This window comes from Luteimonas campi, assembly GCF_051162505.1.
Lineage (GTDB): Bacteria > Pseudomonadota > Gammaproteobacteria > Xanthomonadales > Xanthomonadaceae > Luteimonas.
Genome location: NZ_JBNWEM010000005.1, coordinates 82230 through 101226, shown reverse-complemented (window position 1 = coordinate 101226; position 18997 = coordinate 82230). Strand labels below are relative to the sequence as shown.

Below are 18997 nucleotides of genomic sequence, written 5' to 3'. Positions count from 1 at the left end.
CCCTACGGTCTGCACGCAAAGCGCAGATCAACAGCCTTTCAGATGCTCGCGAGCCGTTCGGAACGTCATGCCAAACAGGGGCGCCAGTTTCTCGGCAGCAGCGTCTTTGCTCTTGAAGTCTCCGCTCAGGTACGCGGCGCGCAGCCGCTCGGCACGGGCGCGGTTCGGAGCATGACGAACGTTCGCCGCATGCCGCGCCAAGTCTTCAACCGTCCTTCGCCCGGCGCCCTCAGCCACTTCCTCCTGGCCATACTTGCCATGCATATCCCACCCCATACGGCAGCCAGCATGATCCATCGCGTCGGCTGCTTCGGCCATCAGGGTAAGCAAGTTCTCCGGCCCCAGCGCCGCCGCATCCATCCAAGTAAGCGCCATCGCGTACAGCATCTCGTGCCCTTGAACATCGTTTCCGACTTCGCATGATGGGGCGCGCGTGAGGTATGCAGGTCGCTCATGGTCCTCTGGATTGACGTTCCAAAGCCACTCGTTGAAATCTCGAGCCGAGCAATCGTCACCCCAAAGTGGTACGGGGGCTCGGGCTACGCTGTCAGCGTCCTCCCAAGCAGTCTCTCGCAAGATTGCCGACACCCGCTCAGCATCACCTCTCGGACGAAACTGCGGATCGGACACGAACGATAGCCACGCAGTCACCGTATTAAAGTAGCTGCGCGTGAACTCACATCGCGCTGCGGCGATTATCGAGAACGCCAGGCTCGGTGACTTGCATCCACCAATCAGCCGCCAGGCGCGATCAACGCAGTTGGAGAGGCTCCTCGGAACACCCTCAACGGTTGGCACCAGTACGACATCGGAACCGCCATCATCTCCATGCCAGTACGGAGAATCTGCAGTTTGGAATGCACGAAGTTCTCCAGTTCCTCGCGTGTCGAGTTCAGCGGCGAGCTTGGCTAGATCATCGGCGCCTTGCTTGAAATTCTCCCTCTGATCAACGTCACCGAGCGAGGGAAGACCCTCTAGGATGCGAATGGCTTCTGCAATTTTTTTGTTCATCTCGCCCCCACCGCGCCCCCATCGAAAGATCGCACCAAGCCGGTGGGAAGCCGGCCTTTCGCCCCTTGGGCTAGGTGCGAGTTAGTTACAGCATGGACTGAGCGTCAGGCATCTGCCTCAGGTAGCGAACGTACGAACGCTCGTCGCTCTTCGTCCGTCCATCCTACGGTGCTCAGGATGTCGAACTCCCCCGCAACGACCATCCTTAGCAGGTGCAGAATCTTGCGATTCTCTGCCGGAGTGAGTTCGCCTGTGATTTTCAAGAACTCGTGCCTGTCATCATCGGGGGACACGAGTTCGCCGTCTGGCAGAACGTAGATCGCTTCTCCTGCCACCTGCGCGCTCATGACCGCACTCCTTGCGGCTGCCAAAGGCAGTTCGACCAACTGATCGGTTGGCGGCCAGTGCCCTTTCGAAATCGGGGATTCTTCACGATTTCCATCGTCGGGGCCGCGTCCTTCGGACACTCGTGGAGCGCTACGGCAAGGTCGACCCACACCTGGGCGCCGGGCGTATCCTGCAGACGTTTCCTCAGCTCGCTTTCGCCGATCTCACCATCGTCGAGAAGGTGCATCATCTCGAGCACCGCCGTCAGGATCTCGCGGGAGTCACTCGTAGACATCATGAGCCTCCCCGACCAGTTCGGCGGTTGCCGCTATCCCGTACCAATCGGCCACGAAACGTGCGAAGTCTGGAGAGTATCGAGCAGCATGCCTCACCATCGCGCGACGCTCCGCGCGTTCCCTCCTAGGCCGGCTCATCTTGCCGAGCTTGCGCTCGCAATCCGCGCAAGCACAGCGCGCGAAGCCACCGGCAGGGGTTTCTCGCGCGGTGCGAGAGTAGCCGCTCTCGTAGGTCACAGCGCAGCCGCAGCTGTCGCAGAAGTTGTGGAAGCGGGGGAACTGATCGCGAAGTGCGATCGCGCCCTGCGCGCCGGCCGGGGCCATGTTGTCCTCGCGAGCGCCCTCGTCACGTTCAGTGGTGTTGGCAGCGGCGGGAAGCGTGCCCGACATTGACCGCTGCGATACGCTTTCAGAACCCATGATCGTCTCCTCAGTAGACGGTGGTGGTTAGGCCGGCCGGGAGCTGCAACTCCCGGTTCGGCCGCTTTGATGGCTGCGGCTATCTCACGCCGCACGCCCCTTGAGCGGTACGACCTTCTTGTCGCCCGTTCGAAGCTGGTCCAGGTAATCTGCCCACGCCTGCATCATGTTGCGTCGCTCGGGCAGGTGCTCGGCCTTGTTGTAGACGCCACGCACGCCTGGCTCTTTGTGGGCCAGCTGGCGCTCGATGGCGTCGCGATGAAATCCCATTTCGTTGAGCAGGGTCGACGCCATGTGCCGGAACCCGTGCCCGGTCATGGTGTCTTTGTCGTAGCCCAAGCGTCGCAGGGCCGCGTTGATCGTGTTCTCCGACATCGGCCTCTGCGGATCCCGCAGACCGGGGAATAGATGCTTGCGCCGCCCCGTGAGCGGCTGGAGCTCGCGCAGGATCTCGATCGCCTGTCGGGACAGCGGGACCAGGTGCGGCGGCGTGCGCGGGTTCTCCTTGAGGGCCTTCCGCAGCTTGCTCCGCGCCGCCGGGATCGACCAGAGCGGTTCCTTCGCATCGAGGTCGAACTCACTCCACTCGGCTGCCCTGAGCTCTCCTGGGCGCACGAAGACCAGTGGGGCCAGTTTGAGGGCGCACGCCACGGGGAACGAGCCTTGGTAGCCGTCCATTGCCCGCAGCAGCTCGCCCACCTGATCGGGAACCAACACGCTCGCGAAGTTCTTCTTCGTGTGCGCAGGCAAGGTGTCGCGCAGGTCACCAGCGGGGTCACGCTCCGCCCGATCCGTGGCGATCGCGAAGCGGAATATCCGGCTGAGTTGCTGGCGCAGTCGGTGCGCCTGCTCGAGCTTGCTCGCCTTCACCAGACGGGCCAGGAGCGGCTTGACGTCGGCCACCGCGACTTCACCAACGGGCGTGCGACCGATCCAGGGAAAGGCATGGTTCTCGAGGCGCGCCACCTCCTTGAGGAACTGCCCGGCCGTCCAGTTGGGCCTGCGGACCTCCAGCCACTCGCGCGCCACGGCTTCCAGGCTGTTCTCCGCGGCTTGGGCAGCCCGCACCTTCGCCGCCCGCTTCTCCCCGCTCGGGTCCCTGCCATCGCGCAGCAGGGCGCGCGCGTTGTCGCGTGCCACTGACGCTTGCTTGAGGCTGACCTCGGGGTATACGCCGATCGCCAAGCGCTTCTCCTTGCCGGCGAAGCGGTACTTCATTCGCCAGTACTTGGAGCCCATCGGCATCACCTCAAGGTACAGGCCGCCGCCCGCCGCAAGCTTGTACGGCTTCTCCTTCGGCTTCGCGCTGCGCGCTGCAATGTCCGTCAGCTTGGACTGCACATGACCCCCATCGATCGTACCAGGGGCACAAGATCCGGGGGCATTAGCCGCTTGAGCCCGGGGCATTCGTGCCTGTGGCCCCAAATATGCCCCCACTCTGCGGCGGATGCAAGCGGACGCCGACGGACGCCGACGGTCAAGCGGAAGGCTGTTTTCCCGGGGAAATGCTTGGGCGGCGGACACAGGCGGACGTCGGCGACTGCAGATTTGGTGGGCCGTGATGGATTCGAACCATCGACCAGCGGATTAAAAGTCCGATGCTCTACCGACTGAGCTAACGGCCCGTGCAGCCCGGCGATTATAAGGCATGGGCCGCATCGGCCCCGCGACTGACCTGGGTCAAGGCCGCTGCGGCGGCGACGGCGCACAATGGGCGCATGGCCAGTTCAGGTGCACAGCCGCTTTCGCCGCCCGACGAGGCGGCCCATCTCCCCGATGAAGCCGCCATCGCGCGCCTGGTGCATGCGTTCTACACCCGCGCCCGCGGCGACTGGTTGCTGGGGCCGGTGTTCGAGGCCGCGGTGGACGACTGGGCCGGGCACCTCGACACCCTGGTCCGGTTCTGGTGTTCGGTGCTGCTGCGTGCCGGCAGCTATCGCGGCAATCCCATGGCGGCGCATCATCCGCTGGGCCTGGGCGACCAGCATTTCGCGCGCTGGCTGGCGCTGTGGGACGCGACCGCGCGCGAGGTGTTGACCCCGCTGCAGGCGCGACACGTGTTCGAGACCGCGCAACGCATCGGCCGTTCGCTGCGCATCGGCCTGGACATCGATCCGCTGCGGCGCGAACGCCGCAAGGCGCTGGGGCCGGGCTGCAGCCACCGCCCCACCGCGACTGGCGACGGTCAGTCCACGTAGCGGGTCGGGTCGGCGACGCCGGCGGCGCCGAAGCCATCCGCGCGCAGCCGGCATGCATCGCAGCGGCCGCAGGCACGGCCCAAGGCATCGGCGCGATAGCAGGACACCGTCGCCGCGAAATCCACGCCCAGGCGCAGGCCCTCGCGCACGATCTCGGCCTTGCCCATGCGCAGCAGCGGCGCATGCACGCGGATGCCCGCCCCTTCCACGCCCGCCTTGGTCGCCACATTGGCGAGGCGCTCGAAAGCCTCGATGAACTCGGGACGGCAATCCGGATAGCCCGAGTAATCGACCGCGTTGACGCCGCAGAACAGGTCATTGGCGCCCAGCGTCTCGGCCCAGCCCAGCGCCAGCGACAGCATGATGGTGTTGCGCGCCGGCACGTAGGTGACCGGGATGCCGGCGCCGCCGGCCTCGGGCACCTCGATGTCGTCGGTCAGCGCGGAGCCGCCGAAGGCCCGCAGGTCCACCTGCACGGTCTTGTGTTCGCGCGCACCGAGCAGCGCCGAGACGCGGTCGGCCGCTTCGAGTTCGGAGGTGTGGCGCTGGCCGTAGCTGAGGCTCAGCGCGTGCACGGCGAATCCCTGTTCGCGGGCGATGGCCAGCACGACGGCGGAGTCCATGCCACCGGAGACGAGGACGACGGCTTTCTTCATGGCAATCAGGCTCGACAGTTCGGGAGATCCGGGCGTCGCCGGCTCAGCGGCCCGGTTCGTCGTTCCACAGCAGCTTGTGCAACTGCATCTGGAACTTCACCGGCAGCCGGTCGGCGACGATCCAGTCGGCCAGGTCGGTCGGCGAAAGCTCGGATTTGCTGGGCGAGAACAGCACGTCGCAGCGCGCATGCAGGGCGTGGCGATGCAGCACCTCGCGCGCCCACTCGTAGTCCGCGCGGCTGCAGATCACGAACTTGACCTGGTCGTGCGGGCTGAGCAGCGGCAGGTTGTCCCAGCGGTTGCGCTCGACCTCGCCGGAGCCCGGGGTCTTGATGTCCAGCACGCGGGAGACGCGGGGGTCGACCCCGGCGATGTCGATCGCGCCGGATGTCTCCAGCGACACCACGTGTCCGGCGTCGCACAGGCGCGACAGCAGGGCCAGGCAACGCTTCTGCGACAGCGGCTCGCCGCCGGTCACGCAGACATGGCGCACGCCGTGGCGCGCCACCTCCGCCAGGATCGCATCGATCTCCCACCACTGTCCGCCGTGGAAGGCATAAGCGGTGTCGCAATACAGGCAGCGCAGCGGGCAGCCGGTGAGGCGCACGAATACCGTCGGCCAGCCCGCGTCGCGGGCCTCGCCCTGCAGCGAGAGAAAGATCTCGGTGATCTTGAGTCGGCCCGCCGTCGATGCGGCGGCCGCATCGGGCGCGACGGCGTTCATCGGTCAGCGGCTGACGCGCGCCAGCTGGATCGCGTGCAGCCGATCCTCGGCAGTGCGCGCCGCGTCGGTGCCGGGGAACTGCGCGGTCACCTGCGACAGGGTCGCTTCGGCGCCGTCCAGGTCGCGCAGCCCGTACTGCGACAGACCGATCTTGAGCAGCGCGCCGGGGGTCTTGTCATGGGTCGGATAGCGTTCCACCAGCGCCTGGAACTGTTCGCGCGCCAGTTCGTAGTTCTGGGTGACGTAATAGCTCTCGCCCAGCCAGTAGCGGGCGTTGGGCGCATACACCCCTTCCGGGTGCACGCGCAGGAAATCCTGGAACAGCTGCGCGGACTCGGCGTAGTTGCCGGCCTTGAGCGCATCGAACGCAGCCTCGTAGGCACCCCGCTCGCCCGCGGTATTGGCGACCAGGCCCGCGTCCCCGTGGACGGTGGGCGCTGGCTCGGACGGGCGCGCGGTAGCGGCGCCCACGGGAGCGGCCGGAGTCGTCGGCGTGGCACCGTCCCCGGGCAGCGCAGGCGGTGGCAGCCCTGCTCCCTCGAGCCGGTTGAGGCGGCCATCGAGGTCGAGGTACTGGCTGCGGCCGGTCGACTTGAGCTGCTCGTTCTGATGCTGCAGCTCCTCGACCTGGGAGCGCAGGACCTGCACTTCGCGACGCAGCTCGGTCACCTGATTGAGCAGGTCGACGTTGCCACTGTTGTCCGCCGCGCGCTGTTCGAGCACGGCGACGCGATCGGCCAGGCTCGCGCGCTGGGCCGATGCGGGCGCGGCGGCCATGAAGGCCGCCGCGAACGCAACTGGAACAAGGAATGCACGCATCTTCGGGTCTTACTTCGCCGTGTAGACGATCTCGACGCGACGGTTCTTCGCCCAGCAGTCCTCGCTGGACTCGGTGCAGGTCGGGCGCTCTTCGCCGTAGCTCACCACGGTCAGCTGGCTGCCCGCGCCGCCGTTGGCCTGCAGGGCCGACGACACCGCGTTGCCGCGACGCTCGCCCAGGCCGAGGTTGTACTCGCGGCTGCCGCGCTCGTCGGCGTTGCCTTCCAGGGTGATCCGCGAGGACGGACGGTCACGCAGGTACTTGGCGTGGCAGGACATGGCCGCCTGGAACTCCGGACGCAGCGCGTCCTGGTCCAGGTCGAAGTACACCACGCGCTGGCGCAGGCAGGCATCGGTATCCAGGTCCGACGGGCCGTACGCGCCCGGGGTGGTGGTGCCACCGGTCTGGGCCGGGGGCGGAGTGGTGTCAGCCGGGGGGGCTTCCTTGACCTTCTTCGAACAGGCGGCCATGGCAACGCACATCATCGCGATGAGCAGGGCCTTGCCGAGCACGGCGGACTTGTCGGTGTTCATTCTCGTCGATCCTCAGGCGTAAAAACGGACGTTCAGGTTGATTGAAAGGCTGTGCAGAACATGTCAGCGCGGAGCCCGATAGGGGCCCCACGCGGGCTCGCGTACGTCACCGTCGGCCAGGACCAGGCGCTGTCGCACGCGGCCATCGGCCGAAACAGCATACAGGACGCCGCGCCGGCCTTCACGCGCCGCGTAGAGGATCATGCTGGCGTTGGGAGCGAAGCTGGGGGACTCGTCCAGCGAGCCCGGGGAGATGGTCGACCAGCGCGGCGAACCCATGCTGCGGTCCATGACCGCGACCCGGTAGGTATTGCCCGCGCCCTGGGCCACGGCGATCTTCTGGCCGTCCCAGGAGATGCTCGGATCGGCGTTGTAGCTGCCCTCGAAAGTGACCCGGCTGGCACCACCGCCCGAGGCCGGGGCCTGGTAGACCTGCGGCCGGCCGCCGCGGTCGGAGGTGAAGTAGATGCTGTTGCCGTCCGGACTCCACACCGGGGCGGTGTCGATGCCGAACTGGTTGGTGATCTGGGTCAGCGCCTTGCTGCCCAGGTCCATCACGTAGATCTCGGGATTGCCGCTGCGCGAGAGGGTCAGGGCCAGGCGGCGGCCGTCGGGCGAGAACGCCGGGCCGCTGTTGATGCCGCGGAAGCTCGACACCAGTTCGCGGCTGCCGGTGGTGATGTCCTGGATGTAGATCGAGGAGTTGCCGCGTTCGAAGCTGACGTAGGCCAGGCGGCGACCATCCGGGCTCCATGCCGGCGAGAGCAGCGGCTCGTTGGAGCGCACCACCGTCTGCGGGTTGTAGCCGTCGGCGTCGGCCACCATCAGCGCGTAGCGCGTGGCCTGGCCGGCACCGGTGGCGGTCACATAGGCGATGCGGGTCCAGAACGCACCGCGCACACCGAGGATCTTCTCGTAGATGGCATCGGCCATCTGGTGGGCGACGTCGCGCATGGCGCTGCCCGGCGCGGTCAGCGCCAGCCCCAGCAGGCGTTCCTGCTTGGCGACATCGAACAGTTCGTATTCGACCCGATAGCTGCCGGAACCGGCGTCGGCCATGCGCCCCACCACCAGGAAGTCCTGGCGCAGCGCGCGCCAGGCCGGATAGTCGACCTCCGAACCGCGGGTCGGGCGGCTGACCATGTCGCGCTCGGGCAGCGCGCGGAACTGGCCGGAACGTTCCAGGTCGGCACGGACCACGGCGGCGACGTCGGTGGCCGGCGCGGTGCCGCCGCCCTGATAGGGCATCGGTACCACAGCGATCGGCAGGGCCGAGGCGTTGCCGCCGATGATGTCGATTTCCAGGCCCTGCTGCTGCGCGGCCGCCGCGAACGGCAGCAGCAAGGCGAGCATGGCGAACAGGCAGCGTTTGGCGAAGGTCATCGGAAACTCCCTCGTAGCGGTAGCAGTGGGCGGCGGACAGCTTGGCCGCGAATCGTCACATGAAGATGAACGGGGTTGGACTCTGCCGTGGCCGAGCCGGCCGTCCCCAGAAGAACGACCCAGCGGCGGTGCGAACGCTCAACCCCGAGAAGGTAGGCGCGGCCGCGTGAAGGCCACGGCGCGGCGGATCAGCGGTCCTGCGCCTGGAAGTTGAGCGTGATGGTGCGCTGGAATACCGACTCGAAGCCGACGTAGGGCAGCGGCTGCGCCTTGAGGACGGCGGCCTCCACCGAGCGCCGGCCCAGCTCGTCGTAGGGGCAGGACGGATCCACCCGTGCCTCCACCACTTCGCCGCCCGGGATCTGGCGGATCACGATGCGGCAGCGCTGCCCGATCGCCACCGTATCCGGGCGCGTCCAGTTGCGCAGGATCGCCTCCTGCAGCGCGGCGGCATAGCGCGCCGACAGGCCGGTGTCGGCGCCCTGGTTGCCGGGCGACGGCGGTGCCGCGGCCGACTGCTGCGCCTGTTGCGAGGCCTGACGCGCCTCGCGGTCGGCGATCTGCTGCAGGCGCTGCTGCGCCAGGCGTTGCTCGCGCTCGAGCTTCTCGCGCTCGGCGCGGATCTTCTCCAGCTGCTGCTGCGCCAGGCGCCGCTTCTGCTCCGCTTCCTCCTGCCGCTTGCGCTCGGTCAGGTCGATCTGCTCCTGGCGCCGCTTCTCCTCCTGCTCGCGATCCACGCGCGCACGCTCGGCTTCGGCGTCGCGGCGCACCTCGTCCTGGTCGACCTGCTCGGGATCGGGCACCCTCTCCTGCGGCGTGGGCTGGCGCTCGACCGGGGCCTCGTCGGGCACCGGCTCGGGCAGCGGCTGCGGCGGCGGCGGCACAACCTCTTCCTCGATCGGCTCGGGCAAGGGCTGCACCACCGGCTCGGGCAGGGGTTCTGGCTCCAGCGCCAGGGCCCGCTCCACGGCGCGCTGGTCGGAACTCGACACATCCAGCACCGCCTCCATCGACGGCGCGCCCGCCACGCTGATGCGGTCCGGATCCCAGTTCAGCAGCGGCGACAGCAGCAGCACCGCGACCACCAGCGCGTGCACGACGATCGCCCAGGCGATCGCTCGGCCCAGGCCCTCTTCCTGCGGCGCCCCGGCGGGACGCTGGATGGCGTCAGCGTGCATCACCGCCCGCGTTGGTCATCAGGCTGACATTGCTCACCTTCGCGCGGCGCAATACGTCCATCGCATCGAGGACGTTCTGGTAGGGCGCATCGCCCTGTGCGGCGACCATGACCCGAAGCCCGTCGCCCTGCTGTTCGCGGATCGGGGCCAGCATGCCTTCCATCTGCGCCGCGTCGATCACGCGCGGGCGGCCGTCGCCGGGCAGCTGCAGGCCCAGGCTGCCGTCCGGATAGGCGATCACGATCACCGGATCGGTGCGCTCCTGCGTCGCCCGCGCCTCGGACGAGGGCAGCCTGACGTCCACGCTCAGCGTCAGCAGCGGAGCGGTGACCATGAAGATGATCAGCAGCACGAGCATCACGTCGATATAGGGCACGACGTTGATCTCGGACTTCAGCTTGCGCCGCTTGCGGTGGATGATGCCTCCGGCCATCGGATGTCCCCGCCTACTCGATCGTGCTCTGGCGCTGCAGGATGGTGCTGAACTCCTCGGCGAAGCTCTCGTAGCGCACGGCCAGCCGCTCCACGCGCGTGGTGAAGCGGTTGTAGGCCCATACCGCCGGGATCGCCACGAACAGGCCGATGGCGGTGGCGAACAGCGCCTCGGAGATGCCCGGTGCCACCGCGGCGATGCCGGTCTGCTCGCCGCTGTTGAGCATGTCGTGCATGGTCACCATGATGCCGAACACGGTGCCGACCAGGCCCACGTAGGGCGCGGTGGAGCCGATGTTGGCCAGCAGCTCGAGGTTGCGCTCGAGCTGGTCGACCTCGCGCGTGTAGCTGACGCGCATCGCGCGCTGTGCGCCTTCGAGCTGGGCGCGCGCATCGAAGCCGCGTTTCTCGCGCAGGCGGGCGAACTCGCGGAAGCCGGCCTCGAAGATCGCCTCCAGGCCGGTGACGCGGCGATTGCGGTCGGTCGCGCCGGAGTACAGCTTGCCGAGGTCGGCGCCCGACCAGAAGCGGTTCTCGAACTCGTCGGCATCGCGGTTGGCGAGCTTGAAGATCCGCGCCTTGCGGAAAATGATCACCCAGCTGATCACCGAACCGACCAGCAGCAGCAGCACGATCAGCTGCACCGGCAGGCTCGCCTTGAGCATGAGGTCGATGTAGTTGATGCCCTCGTGCGCGGTGGCGGCTGCGGCGGCGGTCGCGGTGTCGGCCAGTTCGCTGGTCGTCGCGGCGGCCTCCTCCGGCAGCGGCTCGATCTGGGTGGCCTGCAGCAGCATCGCGAGGGGAATCATTCGTCCTGGGCTCCGGGTTCGACGAGTCGGGTGAGTTCCTGGTACAGCGCATCGGGGATCGCACGCGGGCGGAACGTCGACGCTTCCAGCGCCGCGCACCGCACTTCCGCATCCAGCAGCAGCTCGCCATCGCGCCGGATCGACTGCGCGAACACGACGCTCGCGTGCCGGCAGCGGCGCAGCGACACCGTCACCTGCAGTGCATCGTCCAGCCGCGCCGGCTTGCGGAAGTCGATCCGCATGGCCCGCACCGCGAACACCAGGCCGTGGGTCAACCGCAGCGCGTCCTGCCCGTACCCCAGGGCGCGCACCCACTCGGTGCGCGCGCGCTCCAGGAACGCGACGTACTGCGCGTGATAGACCACGCCACCAGCGTCGGTATCTTCCCAGTAGACCCTTGTCGGGATGCTGAACGTCGACGCACCGGCGCCGCTGTCGGGGGATGGGGAATGCAAGGCTGGACGCTCCAGTCGATGAAACAGGGTCTGCAGGCGGTCAGAACAGCGGTTCGCTCTCGCCGATCCCCGCCCCGGCGCCATTCTTCGGCTGCAGGCCCAGATGCCGCCAGGCCTTCACGGTGGCCATGCGCCCGCGCGCGGTGCGCACCAGGAAGCCCTGCTGGATCAGATAGGGTTCGATCACGTCTTCCAGGGTGCCGCGCTCCTCGCTCAGCGCCGCGGCCAGCGAGTCCACGCCCACGGGCCCGCCGTCGAAGTTCTCGATGATCAGGTTGAGCAGGCGCCGGTCGAGTTCGTCGAAGCCTTCCGGGTCCACCTTGAGCATCTTCATGGCCGCATCGGCGACGTCGCGGTCGATGCGCCCGCCGGCGCGCACCTGGGCGTAGTCGCGCACCCGGCGCAGCAGGCGGTTGGCGATGCGCGGGGTGCCGCGGGAGCGGCGCGCGATCTCGGCGGCGCCCTCCTCGGCGCAGTCCACGCCCAGGATGGTGGCCGCGCGACGCACGATCCGGGTGAGTTCGGCCGCGCTGTAGAACTCCAGCCGCTGCACGATGCCGAAGCGGTCGCGCAGCGGCGCGGTCAGCAGGCCGGCGCGGGTGGTCGCACCGATCAGGGTGAACGGCGGCAGGTCGATCTTGATCGAGCGCGCGGCCGGCCCCTCGCCGATCATGATGTCGAGCTGGAAGTCCTCCATCGCCGGGTACAGCACTTCCTCGACCACGGGCGAAAGGCGGTGGATCTCGTCGATGAACAGCACGTCGTGGGGCTGCAGGTTGGTCAGCAGCGCGGCCAGGTCGCCGGCCTTCTCGATCACCGGGCCCGAGGTCACCCGCAAGCTCACTCCGAGCTCGTTGGCGATGACATGGCTGAGCGTGGTCTTGCCCAGGCCGGGGGGGCCGAAGATCAGGACATGGTCCAGCGCTTCGCCGCGATGTTTGGCGGCCTCGATGTACAGGCCCATCTGCTCGCGTACCGGCTGCTGGCCCAGGTATTCGGCCAGCCGCTTGGGGCGGATGCTGGCCTCGATGGCCTCGTCCTCGCGGGTCGCGCCGGCGCCGATGATGCGTTGTTCTTCCATCGCGCTATGGTCGCACGGCCGCCTGGCGGCCGCACCGGCGCCGGCCCCGTTGGCCGGCCAGGCCGACCGCGTCGCCCCGCCTTGCCAGGGCGAGCCTGCCACCGTCCCGGCCTCCAGTCACGACTGCACACAGGTGTCGTGCCCGCGAACGCGCGAATCCTGCCGCTTCCAATGATCCGACAATGGATCCCCGCGTTCGCGGGGATGACGACGGCGACCCGGGACTTCCCTAATGCGGGCTGGCCGTGGCCGGCGCCGCCTGCACCCCCTGCGGCACGCCGGCCATGCTGGGCAGCTTGTGCGCGATGCCCTTGTGGCAGTCGATGCAGGTGGCCTCGCCCGTCGCCAGGTAGGTTCGGTGGGTGCGCGCGGCGCGGCTGGCCTGGCGGGTCAGGTCCATCGACTCGTAGTCGTGGCAGTTGCGGCACTCCAGCGAGTCGTTGGCCTTGAGCCGCACCCATTCGTGGGTGGCCAGCACCAGGCGCTTGTCGAGGAACTTCTCGCGGGTGTTGATCGTGCCGAAGATCTTGCCCCAGACCTCCTTGGAGGCCTGCATCTTGCGCGCGATCTTGTCGGTCCAGTCATGGGGCACGTGGCAGTCCGGGCAGGTGGCGCGCACCCCGGACCGGTTGCTGTAGTGGATGGTGGTCTTGAGCTCCTCGAAAACGTTGTCGCGCATCTCGTGGCAGCTGACGCAGAACTCCTCGGTGTTGGTCGCCTCCAGCGCGGTGTTGAAGCCGCCCCAGAACACCACGCCGGCGAGGAACCCGCCCAGGGTGAGAAAGCCCAGGCTGAGGTAGCGCGCCGGCGCGTTGAACTGGCGCCAGAAGCCGCGCAGGGTGGCGACAACGCGGTGCACCAGGCTCATTGGTGTGCCTGCCCGGCCCGTGCGGCGCGCTCGTCGCGCAGCATGGTGTCGATGTCGCGGAACTGGTTGCCGACCAGCGGCTGGGCATCGGTCTGCACCACGTGGCACTGCACGCAGAAGTAGCGCCGCGGGGAAACCTCGGCCAGGAACTGGTCGTCGCGGTCCATGTAGTGGGTGACGCTGACCGGAATCGCCTGGAACTGCGCCGCCGTGTTGCGCGCGTGGCACAGCATGCAGCGGTTGGAATTGAGGTCGACCTGGTAGCCCTCGATGCTGTGCGGGATCGTCGGCGGCTGCATCGGGTAGGCGCGTTCGCGGCGCAGGTCGAAGTTCTCGACGTCGGCCATGGGCAGCGGGGTGATCTCGGTGGTGATGGGCACGTTCCTGCGCAGGCCGTCGATGTCCTGCCCAGGGGTGCCGCGGGCGCCGACCTCAGGCGCGGGCGCGACCACCTGCGGCCGCGGTTCGTCGCGACCGCAGGCCACTAGCACCAGCAGGGCCAGCGCCAGCAGGGTCCGGGTGATGATCGCGCGCATGTCAGGCCCCTCCCACGGCGGCCACGCGGACCGCGCACTTCTTGAAGTCGGTCTGCTTGGAGATCGGGTCGGTCGCGTCCAGCGTGACCTTGTTGATCAACTGCGCGGCGTCGAACCAGGGCACGAAGATCACGCCGCGTGGCATCCGGTTGCGGCCGCGCGTCTCCACTCGGGTGCGCATCGCCCCGCGCCGCGAGATCACTTCCACCTCGTCGCCGCGCTTGAGGCCACGCTCGCGCGCATCGTCCGGATGCATGAAGGCCACGGCCGAGGGGACCGCCTTGTACAACTCGGGGATGCGCATGGTCATCGAGCCCGAATGCCAGTGCTCGAGCACGCGGCCCGTCACCAGCCACAGGTCGTACTCGTCGTCCGGCGATTCCGCGGGCGGCTCGTACGGCAGCGCCCAGATCACCGCGCGGCCATCGGGCTGGCCATAGAACTCGAAGCCTTTGCCAGGCTTCACGTAGGGGTCGGCACCCTCGCGGTAGCGCCAGCGCGTTTCCTTGCCGTCGACCACCGGCCAGCGCAGGCCGCGCACCTGGTGATAGGTGTCGAACGGCGCCAGATCGTGGGCATGGCCGCGGCCGAACTCGGCGTATTCCTCGAACAGGCCCTTCTGCGGGTAGAAGCCGAACGCGTCGGCCTCGTGGTTGGCGTAGCCGGCTTCGACCTCGTTCACGCCGAAGGCATCGACCTTGCCGTTGCGGTAGAGCACGTCGAACAGGGTCTTGCCCCTGAACTGCGGGTTCGCCGCGAGGATCTCGGCCGGCCAGCATTCGTCGGTGGTGAAGCGCTTGGAGAACTCCATCAGCTGCCACAGGTCCGAGCGCGCATCGCCAGGCGCGTCCACCAGCTGATGCCAGAAATGGGTGCGCCGCTCGGCATTGCCGTAGGCGCCCTCCTTCTCGACCCACATCGCCGAAGGCAGGATCAGGTCCGCGGCCTGGCAGGTCACCGTGGGGTAGGCATCGGACACCACGATGAAGTTGTCCGGGTTGCGATAGCCCGGATAGCCCTCCTCCAGGATGTTGGCCGCCGCCTGCATGTTGTTGTTGACCTGCACCCAGTAGGCGTTGAGCTTGCCGTCCTTGAGCGCGCGGTTCTGTTCCACTGCGTGGTAGCCGGGCTTGTCCTTGATGATGCCGCGCGGGATCTTCCAGATATCCTCGGCCATCGCCCGGTGCTCCGGATTGGCCACGATCATGTCCGCCGGAAGGCGATGGCTGAAGGTACCGACCTCGCGCGCGGTGCCGCAGGCCGATGGCTGACCGGTCAGCGAGAACGGGCTGTTGCCGGGGGTGGCGATCTTCCCGGTAAGCAGGTGGATGTTGTAGACCATGTTGTTGGCCCACGTGCCGCGCGTGTGCTGGTTGAAGCCCATGGTCCAGAACGACATGACCTTGACCGCCGGATCCGCGTACAGCTCGGCCAGCTTCTGCAGCCAGCCGCGCTCCACGCCGGTCATCTCCACCGCGTGGTCCAGCGTGTACGGCGCCACGAAACGCGCGAAGGTCTCGAAATCGATGTCGGTGCCGCCCTCGGGGTCGTGCCCGTGCGTGGCCGCGACCTGAAGCGGATGCTCGTCGCGCAGTCCGTAGCCGATGTTGTCGTGACCCTGGCGGAATTTGGTGTGCTTCTCGACGAACTCGCGGTTGACCCTGCCCGAGCGGATGATGTGGTTGGCGATGTAGTTCAGGATGACCAGGTCGGTCTGCGGCTTGAACACCATCGGGATGTCGGCCAGGTCGAAGCTGCGGTGCTCGTAGGTCGACAGCACCGCGACCTTGACGTGCGGGTTCGACAGCCGGCGATCGGTGACCCGGGTCCACAGGATCGGATGCATCTCGGCCATGTTCGAGCCCCACAGCACGAACGCGTCGGCCGCCTCGATGTCGTCGTAGCAGCCCATCGGCTCGTCCATGCCGAAGGTGCGCATGAAACCGGTGACCGCCGAGGCCATGCAGTGGCGCGCGTTGGGGTCGATGTGGTTGCTGCGGAAGCCGGCCTTCATCAGCTTGTTGGCCGCATAGCCCTCCCACACCGTCCACTGGCCGGAGCCGAACATGCCGATGCCGTCGCCGCCCTTGGCCTTGAGCACGGCGCGGAACTTCTCCTCCATCACGTCGAAGGCCTCGTCCCAGCCGACAGGGGTGAAGTCGCCCTCCTTGTCGTAGACGCCGTTCTTCTTGCGCAGCAGGGGCGTGGTGAGCCGGTCCGCGCCGTACATCACCTTGGACAGGAAATAGCCCTTGACGCAGTTCAGGCCACGATTGACCTCGGCATGCACGTCGCCGTGGGTGGCCACCACGCGGCCGTTGTGCACGGCGACGTTGATACCGCAACCGGTGCCGCAGTAGCGGCAGGGCGCCTTGCTCCACTTCAGGGCGGCATCGCCCTCCACCACCGGCTCGACGACCTGGGCAGCCAGCGGCAGCCCGGCCGCGGCGGCGGCACTGGCGATGGCGGTGTTGCGGATGAACTCGCGGCGGCTGGTACTCATCGCAAAGACTCCTGCGCGGCTGTTGCGGACGCGGCGTCGTCGGCCGTGGCCGGCGCCTGCGGTTCGATATGGTGATAGACGAGGTTGACGGCGTAGACGCCGGGCACCGACTCGATCAGGCGGATGTTGTCCATCAGCCCCGCGGTGCCGTCGCTTTCCTGCAACAGCACGCTGCGGGTGTCGTCCTGCAGGGCGAGTTCGAGTCCATCGCCGCTGGCGATGGCGGCAGCCAGGGTGGGGATCGCGTCGGGACGATGGCGGACCACCAGGCTGGCCAGGTGCCATTCGCGCGGGCGATCAGCCATCGATCGTCTCCCCGGCAGCCAGCGAGATGGCCGCCGTCGGGCAGCCGGACACGCAGGCGCCGCAGCCGGTGCAGTGGTCGGCCAGCACCTCGGGCACGGGCACGGTGCGCGCGGGGGCGAAGCGGATGGCGGAATCGCCGCAGGCATCGCGGCAGCTGAAGCAGACCACGCCGCTCATCGCGAGACAGGCCGACCCCACCTGTGCACGCAAGGTCCACGGCCGCTGGGCGAGCGGCGCGAACAGGCCGGCTTCGCAGACAGAGGCGCAATCGCCGCAGAACGTGCACTCGCCTTGCGCCGGCTCGAACACGGGCAGGCCGCCCGCGCCGCGGACCAGCACCTGCTGCTGGCAGGCGCTGACGCAGTCGCCGCAGCCGGTGCAGGCGTCGCTGAAACGCGATCCGTCGAGCGCCCAGGGCGGACGCAGGGTCGGCTCGTCATGCAGGCGGCCACGCAGCAGCGCCCTGCGCGTGGGACGGCAACGTTCGATGGTCGCGTCCGCCACGTCCGCCCTCAGCCGCCGGGCGGCCCCGGGGGACCGGCGATCATCTGGAAGATCCAGACCGCGAAACCGAACCCGCCCACGATCATCACGGCGAGAACAGGAAACAGCACCACGGTAATGAACAGGAACAGGAGGATTTCCCGTCGCTTCCTGGGTTGGCCGGCATTGGTTTCCACCTGCCCCGCTCCGCTGGCGCCATCGGCTCGCTGCGTCCTAGCCTAACGTCACCGCGGCGCGAGGCCAAGCGCCCGGGCAAGCAGCGTCAATGCAGGTATGCAAGAGCACCAGGGTTTGCCCGGGCTTGCGTCGGCCGTGGAAGGATGCCCTATCGCCTCATCGCGGTGCATGCGGAGTCCGCCGCGGCGGACTCCGCATCCAAGGTACGGATCAGCGGGGTGCCAACGCCTCCGCCGCGAACCGGAACGAGTGGCGTCGCGCCTGGTGGTCGAACACGTTGGCGGTCAGCATGAGTTCGTCCGGACGATGCCGCGCGGCGAACCGGGCGATGCCTTCGCGCACGTCGTCCGCGTCGCCGACCACGGAGCAGGCCAGCGCCTGCTCCACCATCGCTTTCTCCTGCGGGGTCCAGAAGGCCTCAATGTCGTCGATCGGCGGTGGGATCAGGCCCGGCGGCCCCGCGCGGCGCAGGCGCACGAAGCTCTGCTGCTGGGTGGTGAACAGGCGCTGCGCCTCGGCACGGGTATCGGCAGCCACCACGTTGAGGGCGAGCATCGCGTACGGCGCGCGCAGATGCTTCGATGGCCGGAAGTCGCGATGGTAGAGCGCGAGCGCCTCGGTCATGGCCGCTGGCGCGAAGTGCGAGGCGAAGGCGTAAGGCAATCCGAGCGAAGCGGCGAGCTGCGCGCCGAACAGGCTGGAGCCGAGGATCCACACCGGCACATCCAGGCCAGCGCCCGGCACGGCCTGCACCGGCTGGCCGGGCTGGACCGGCTCGAAGTAGCGCAGCAGTTCCATCACGTCGGAGGGGAATGCGTCGGCGCTGGCGTAGTAGCGGCGCAGCGCGCGCGTGGTTGCCTGGTCGGTGCCCGGCGCCCGGCCGAGGCCGAGGTCGATGCGGCCCGGATACAGCGAAGCCAGAGTGCCGAACTGCTCGGCCACCTGCAGGGGCGCGTGGTTGGGCAGCATCACCCCGCCTGCACCGACGCGGATGCTGGTGGTGCCTCCAGCGATATGGCCGATCAGGACCGCCGTCGCCGCGCTGGCGATGCCGGGCATGTTGTGGTGCTCGGCCAGCCAGAACCGCCGATAGCCCAGCGCCTCGGCATGGCGCGCCAGATCCAGCGAATTGGCGAAGGCCTCGGCCGGCGTGCTGCCTTCGCAGACGGGCGCGAGGTCGAGCAGAGAGTACGGGATAGAAGGAGCGGGATGGGTAGGCATGGGATCGAGATGGGGACGCCCGGGTGGATTTCCATGATGGAGCGCTGCTTCCGGCCCTGCCACGGCTGCAGCCCCGGTCCGCAGGTGCTAGAAAGCCAGCATCGGCTCAGGAGGAGCGCGGCATGAAATGGATATCGAGCATCGCCTGGCTCGCGGCCCTCCTGCTTGGTCTCGCGGCTCCGGATACGGTCGCCGGCGGCGGCGATCCTATCAATCCGGCAGACCTGGATAACGCTGAACCCGCATCGCCAACGGTGGCCGGGTATCCGGCCGAGTTGCACGGCACATGGCTGCCGCTCGACATCACCTGTGCGACGCTCGACGGCGCGGGCAGCGATGCACTGGTAGTCATCCAGCGCGACCGGCTCCGAGGGTATAAGAACGTCCACCTCATCCAGAAGATCGACAGGATTGCCGACGCGCCTGTCGCCTGGCTGATCGGATCGGAGTTGAGCCTGGGTGGCGAAGGCCTCGTTACCCACTCGCGCGTTCCGGGGACATGCACGCCTGGCTCGAGCGCGGACGCGCGGCACTCGACATCCAGCAGCACGCTGCCGTC

Annotated in this window: 23 protein-coding genes and 1 tRNA gene; 1 reads left to right on the top strand and 23 read right to left on the bottom strand. The window is 68.1% G+C overall.

Translation table 11 applies throughout. The features are described from left to right. Window positions 1–27: 27 nt before the first annotated feature. From ACQYVW_RS14495 to ACQYVW_RS14470, 6 genes are all read right to left on the bottom strand, one after another. Entirely contained in the window at window positions 28–1011 is a 984-nt protein-coding gene (locus tag ACQYVW_RS14495) for a hypothetical protein (protein WP_434947477.1), read from the bottom strand. Window positions 1012–1115: 104 nt separating this feature from the next. Continuing rightward, on the bottom strand, window positions 1116–1358 hold the full coding sequence (locus tag ACQYVW_RS14490; protein WP_434947476.1) for a hypothetical protein: 243 nt from the start codon (window positions 1356–1358) through the stop codon (window positions 1116–1118). Next, the gene (locus ACQYVW_RS14485) at window positions 1355–1633 is read right to left on the bottom strand and encodes a hypothetical protein (protein WP_434947475.1); all 279 of its coding nucleotides are present in this window, start codon (window positions 1631–1633) and stop codon (window positions 1355–1357) included. The genes ACQYVW_RS14490 and ACQYVW_RS14485 overlap by 4 nt, the downstream gene beginning before the upstream one ends. Continuing rightward, window positions 1620–2054, bottom strand: coding sequence for a hypothetical protein (locus tag ACQYVW_RS14480; RefSeq protein ID WP_434947474.1), 435 nt, complete (start codon window positions 2052–2054; stop codon window positions 1620–1622). The genes ACQYVW_RS14485 and ACQYVW_RS14480 overlap by 14 nt, the downstream gene beginning before the upstream one ends. 84 nt (window positions 2055–2138) lie before the next feature. After that, window positions 2139–3395, bottom strand: coding sequence for a tyrosine-type recombinase/integrase (locus tag ACQYVW_RS14475; protein ID WP_434947473.1), 1257 nt, complete (start codon window positions 3393–3395; stop codon window positions 2139–2141). Between the two features lie 208 nt (window positions 3396–3603). Continuing rightward, window positions 3604–3679: transfer RNA gene (locus ACQYVW_RS14470), tRNA-Lys, on the bottom strand. 93 nt (window positions 3680–3772) lie between these two features. On the opposite strand from ACQYVW_RS14470, the gene ACQYVW_RS14465 reads away from it, so the two are divergent. Further along, on the top strand, window positions 3773–4252 hold the full coding sequence (locus ACQYVW_RS14465) for a group III truncated hemoglobin (protein WP_434947472.1): 480 nt from the start codon (window positions 3773–3775) through the stop codon (window positions 4250–4252). Here ACQYVW_RS14465 and queC read toward each other — a convergent pair. From queC to ACQYVW_RS14380, 17 genes are all read right to left on the bottom strand, one after another. Beyond that, complete coding sequence (queC, locus tag ACQYVW_RS14460; RefSeq protein ID WP_434947471.1) at window positions 4240–4908, bottom strand: 7-cyano-7-deazaguanine synthase QueC; 669 nt, start codon at window positions 4906–4908, stop codon at window positions 4240–4242. The two genes, ACQYVW_RS14465 and queC, sit on opposite strands and share 13 nt — an antisense overlap. Before the next feature lie 43 nt (window positions 4909–4951). Beyond that, window positions 4952–5632 carry a 7-carboxy-7-deazaguanine synthase QueE gene (gene queE / locus ACQYVW_RS14455; RefSeq protein ID WP_434947470.1) on the bottom strand — a complete coding sequence of 227 codons (681 nt, stop codon included), beginning with the start codon at window positions 5630–5632 and terminating at the stop codon, window positions 4952–4954. A 3-nt stretch (window positions 5633–5635) separates the two neighbouring features. Continuing rightward, window positions 5636–6451: a tol-pal system protein YbgF gene (ybgF, locus tag ACQYVW_RS14450; protein WP_434947469.1), complete on the bottom strand. Its 816-nt coding sequence runs from the start codon at window positions 6449–6451 to the stop codon at window positions 5636–5638. 9 nt (window positions 6452–6460) lie between these two features. Continuing rightward, complete coding sequence (gene pal, locus ACQYVW_RS14445; protein ID WP_434933066.1) at window positions 6461–6937, bottom strand: peptidoglycan-associated lipoprotein Pal; 477 nt, start codon at window positions 6935–6937, stop codon at window positions 6461–6463. Window positions 6938–7048: 111 nt separating this feature from the next. Continuing rightward, entirely contained in the window at window positions 7049–8368 is a 1320-nt protein-coding gene (tolB, locus tag ACQYVW_RS14440) for a Tol-Pal system beta propeller repeat protein TolB (protein WP_434933032.1), read from the bottom strand. A 188-nt stretch (window positions 8369–8556) separates the two neighbouring features. Further along, on the bottom strand, window positions 8557–9546 hold the full coding sequence (gene tolA, locus ACQYVW_RS14435; protein WP_434947468.1) for a cell envelope integrity protein TolA: 990 nt from the start codon (window positions 9544–9546) through the stop codon (window positions 8557–8559). Continuing rightward, on the bottom strand, window positions 9536–9979 hold the full coding sequence (locus ACQYVW_RS14430; RefSeq protein ID WP_434933034.1) for an ExbD/TolR family protein: 444 nt from the start codon (window positions 9977–9979) through the stop codon (window positions 9536–9538). The genes tolA and ACQYVW_RS14430 overlap by 11 nt, the downstream gene beginning before the upstream one ends. A 13-nt stretch (window positions 9980–9992) precedes the next feature. Then, window positions 9993–10787: a protein TolQ gene (tolQ, locus tag ACQYVW_RS14425; RefSeq protein ID WP_434947467.1), complete on the bottom strand. Its 795-nt coding sequence runs from the start codon at window positions 10785–10787 to the stop codon at window positions 9993–9995. Continuing rightward, window positions 10784–11242: a tol-pal system-associated acyl-CoA thioesterase gene (gene ybgC, locus ACQYVW_RS14420; protein ID WP_434947466.1), complete on the bottom strand. Its 459-nt coding sequence runs from the start codon at window positions 11240–11242 to the stop codon at window positions 10784–10786. The genes tolQ and ybgC overlap by 4 nt, the downstream gene beginning before the upstream one ends. A gap of 40 nt (window positions 11243–11282) precedes the next feature. After that, on the bottom strand, window positions 11283–12323 hold the full coding sequence (gene ruvB / locus ACQYVW_RS14415; protein WP_434947465.1) for a Holliday junction branch migration DNA helicase RuvB: 1041 nt from the start codon (window positions 12321–12323) through the stop codon (window positions 11283–11285). Between the two features lie 229 nt (window positions 12324–12552). Next, complete coding sequence (locus ACQYVW_RS14410) at window positions 12553–13191, bottom strand: cytochrome c3 family protein (RefSeq protein ID WP_434933039.1); 639 nt, start codon at window positions 13189–13191, stop codon at window positions 12553–12555. Continuing rightward, on the bottom strand, window positions 13188–13727 hold the full coding sequence (locus ACQYVW_RS14405; RefSeq protein WP_434947464.1) for a nitrate reductase cytochrome c-type subunit: 540 nt from the start codon (window positions 13725–13727) through the stop codon (window positions 13188–13190). The genes ACQYVW_RS14410 and ACQYVW_RS14405 overlap by 4 nt, the downstream gene beginning before the upstream one ends. Before the next feature lies 1 nt (window position 13728). Continuing rightward, window positions 13729–16230 carry a periplasmic nitrate reductase subunit alpha gene (gene napA, locus ACQYVW_RS14400; RefSeq protein WP_434947463.1) on the bottom strand — a complete coding sequence of 834 codons (2502 nt, stop codon included), beginning with the start codon at window positions 16228–16230 and terminating at the stop codon, window positions 13729–13731. Beyond that, window positions 16227–16535, bottom strand: coding sequence for a chaperone NapD (locus ACQYVW_RS14395; protein ID WP_434947462.1), 309 nt, complete (start codon window positions 16533–16535; stop codon window positions 16227–16229). Before ACQYVW_RS14395 ends, napA begins: the two co-directional genes overlap by 4 nt. Next, window positions 16528–17040, bottom strand: coding sequence for a ferredoxin-type protein NapF (gene napF, locus ACQYVW_RS14390; RefSeq protein WP_434947461.1), 513 nt, complete (start codon window positions 17038–17040; stop codon window positions 16528–16530). The genes ACQYVW_RS14395 and napF overlap by 8 nt, the downstream gene beginning before the upstream one ends. Before the next feature lie 8 nt (window positions 17041–17048). Then, window positions 17049–17216 carry a periplasmic nitrate reductase, NapE protein gene (gene napE, locus ACQYVW_RS14385; RefSeq protein ID WP_434933044.1) on the bottom strand — a complete coding sequence of 56 codons (168 nt, stop codon included), beginning with the start codon at window positions 17214–17216 and terminating at the stop codon, window positions 17049–17051. Between the two features lie 211 nt (window positions 17217–17427). Further along, window positions 17428–18438 carry an LLM class flavin-dependent oxidoreductase gene (locus tag ACQYVW_RS14380; RefSeq protein WP_434947460.1) on the bottom strand — a complete coding sequence of 337 codons (1011 nt, stop codon included), beginning with the start codon at window positions 18436–18438 and terminating at the stop codon, window positions 17428–17430. Window positions 18439–18997: the final 559 nt, after the last annotated feature.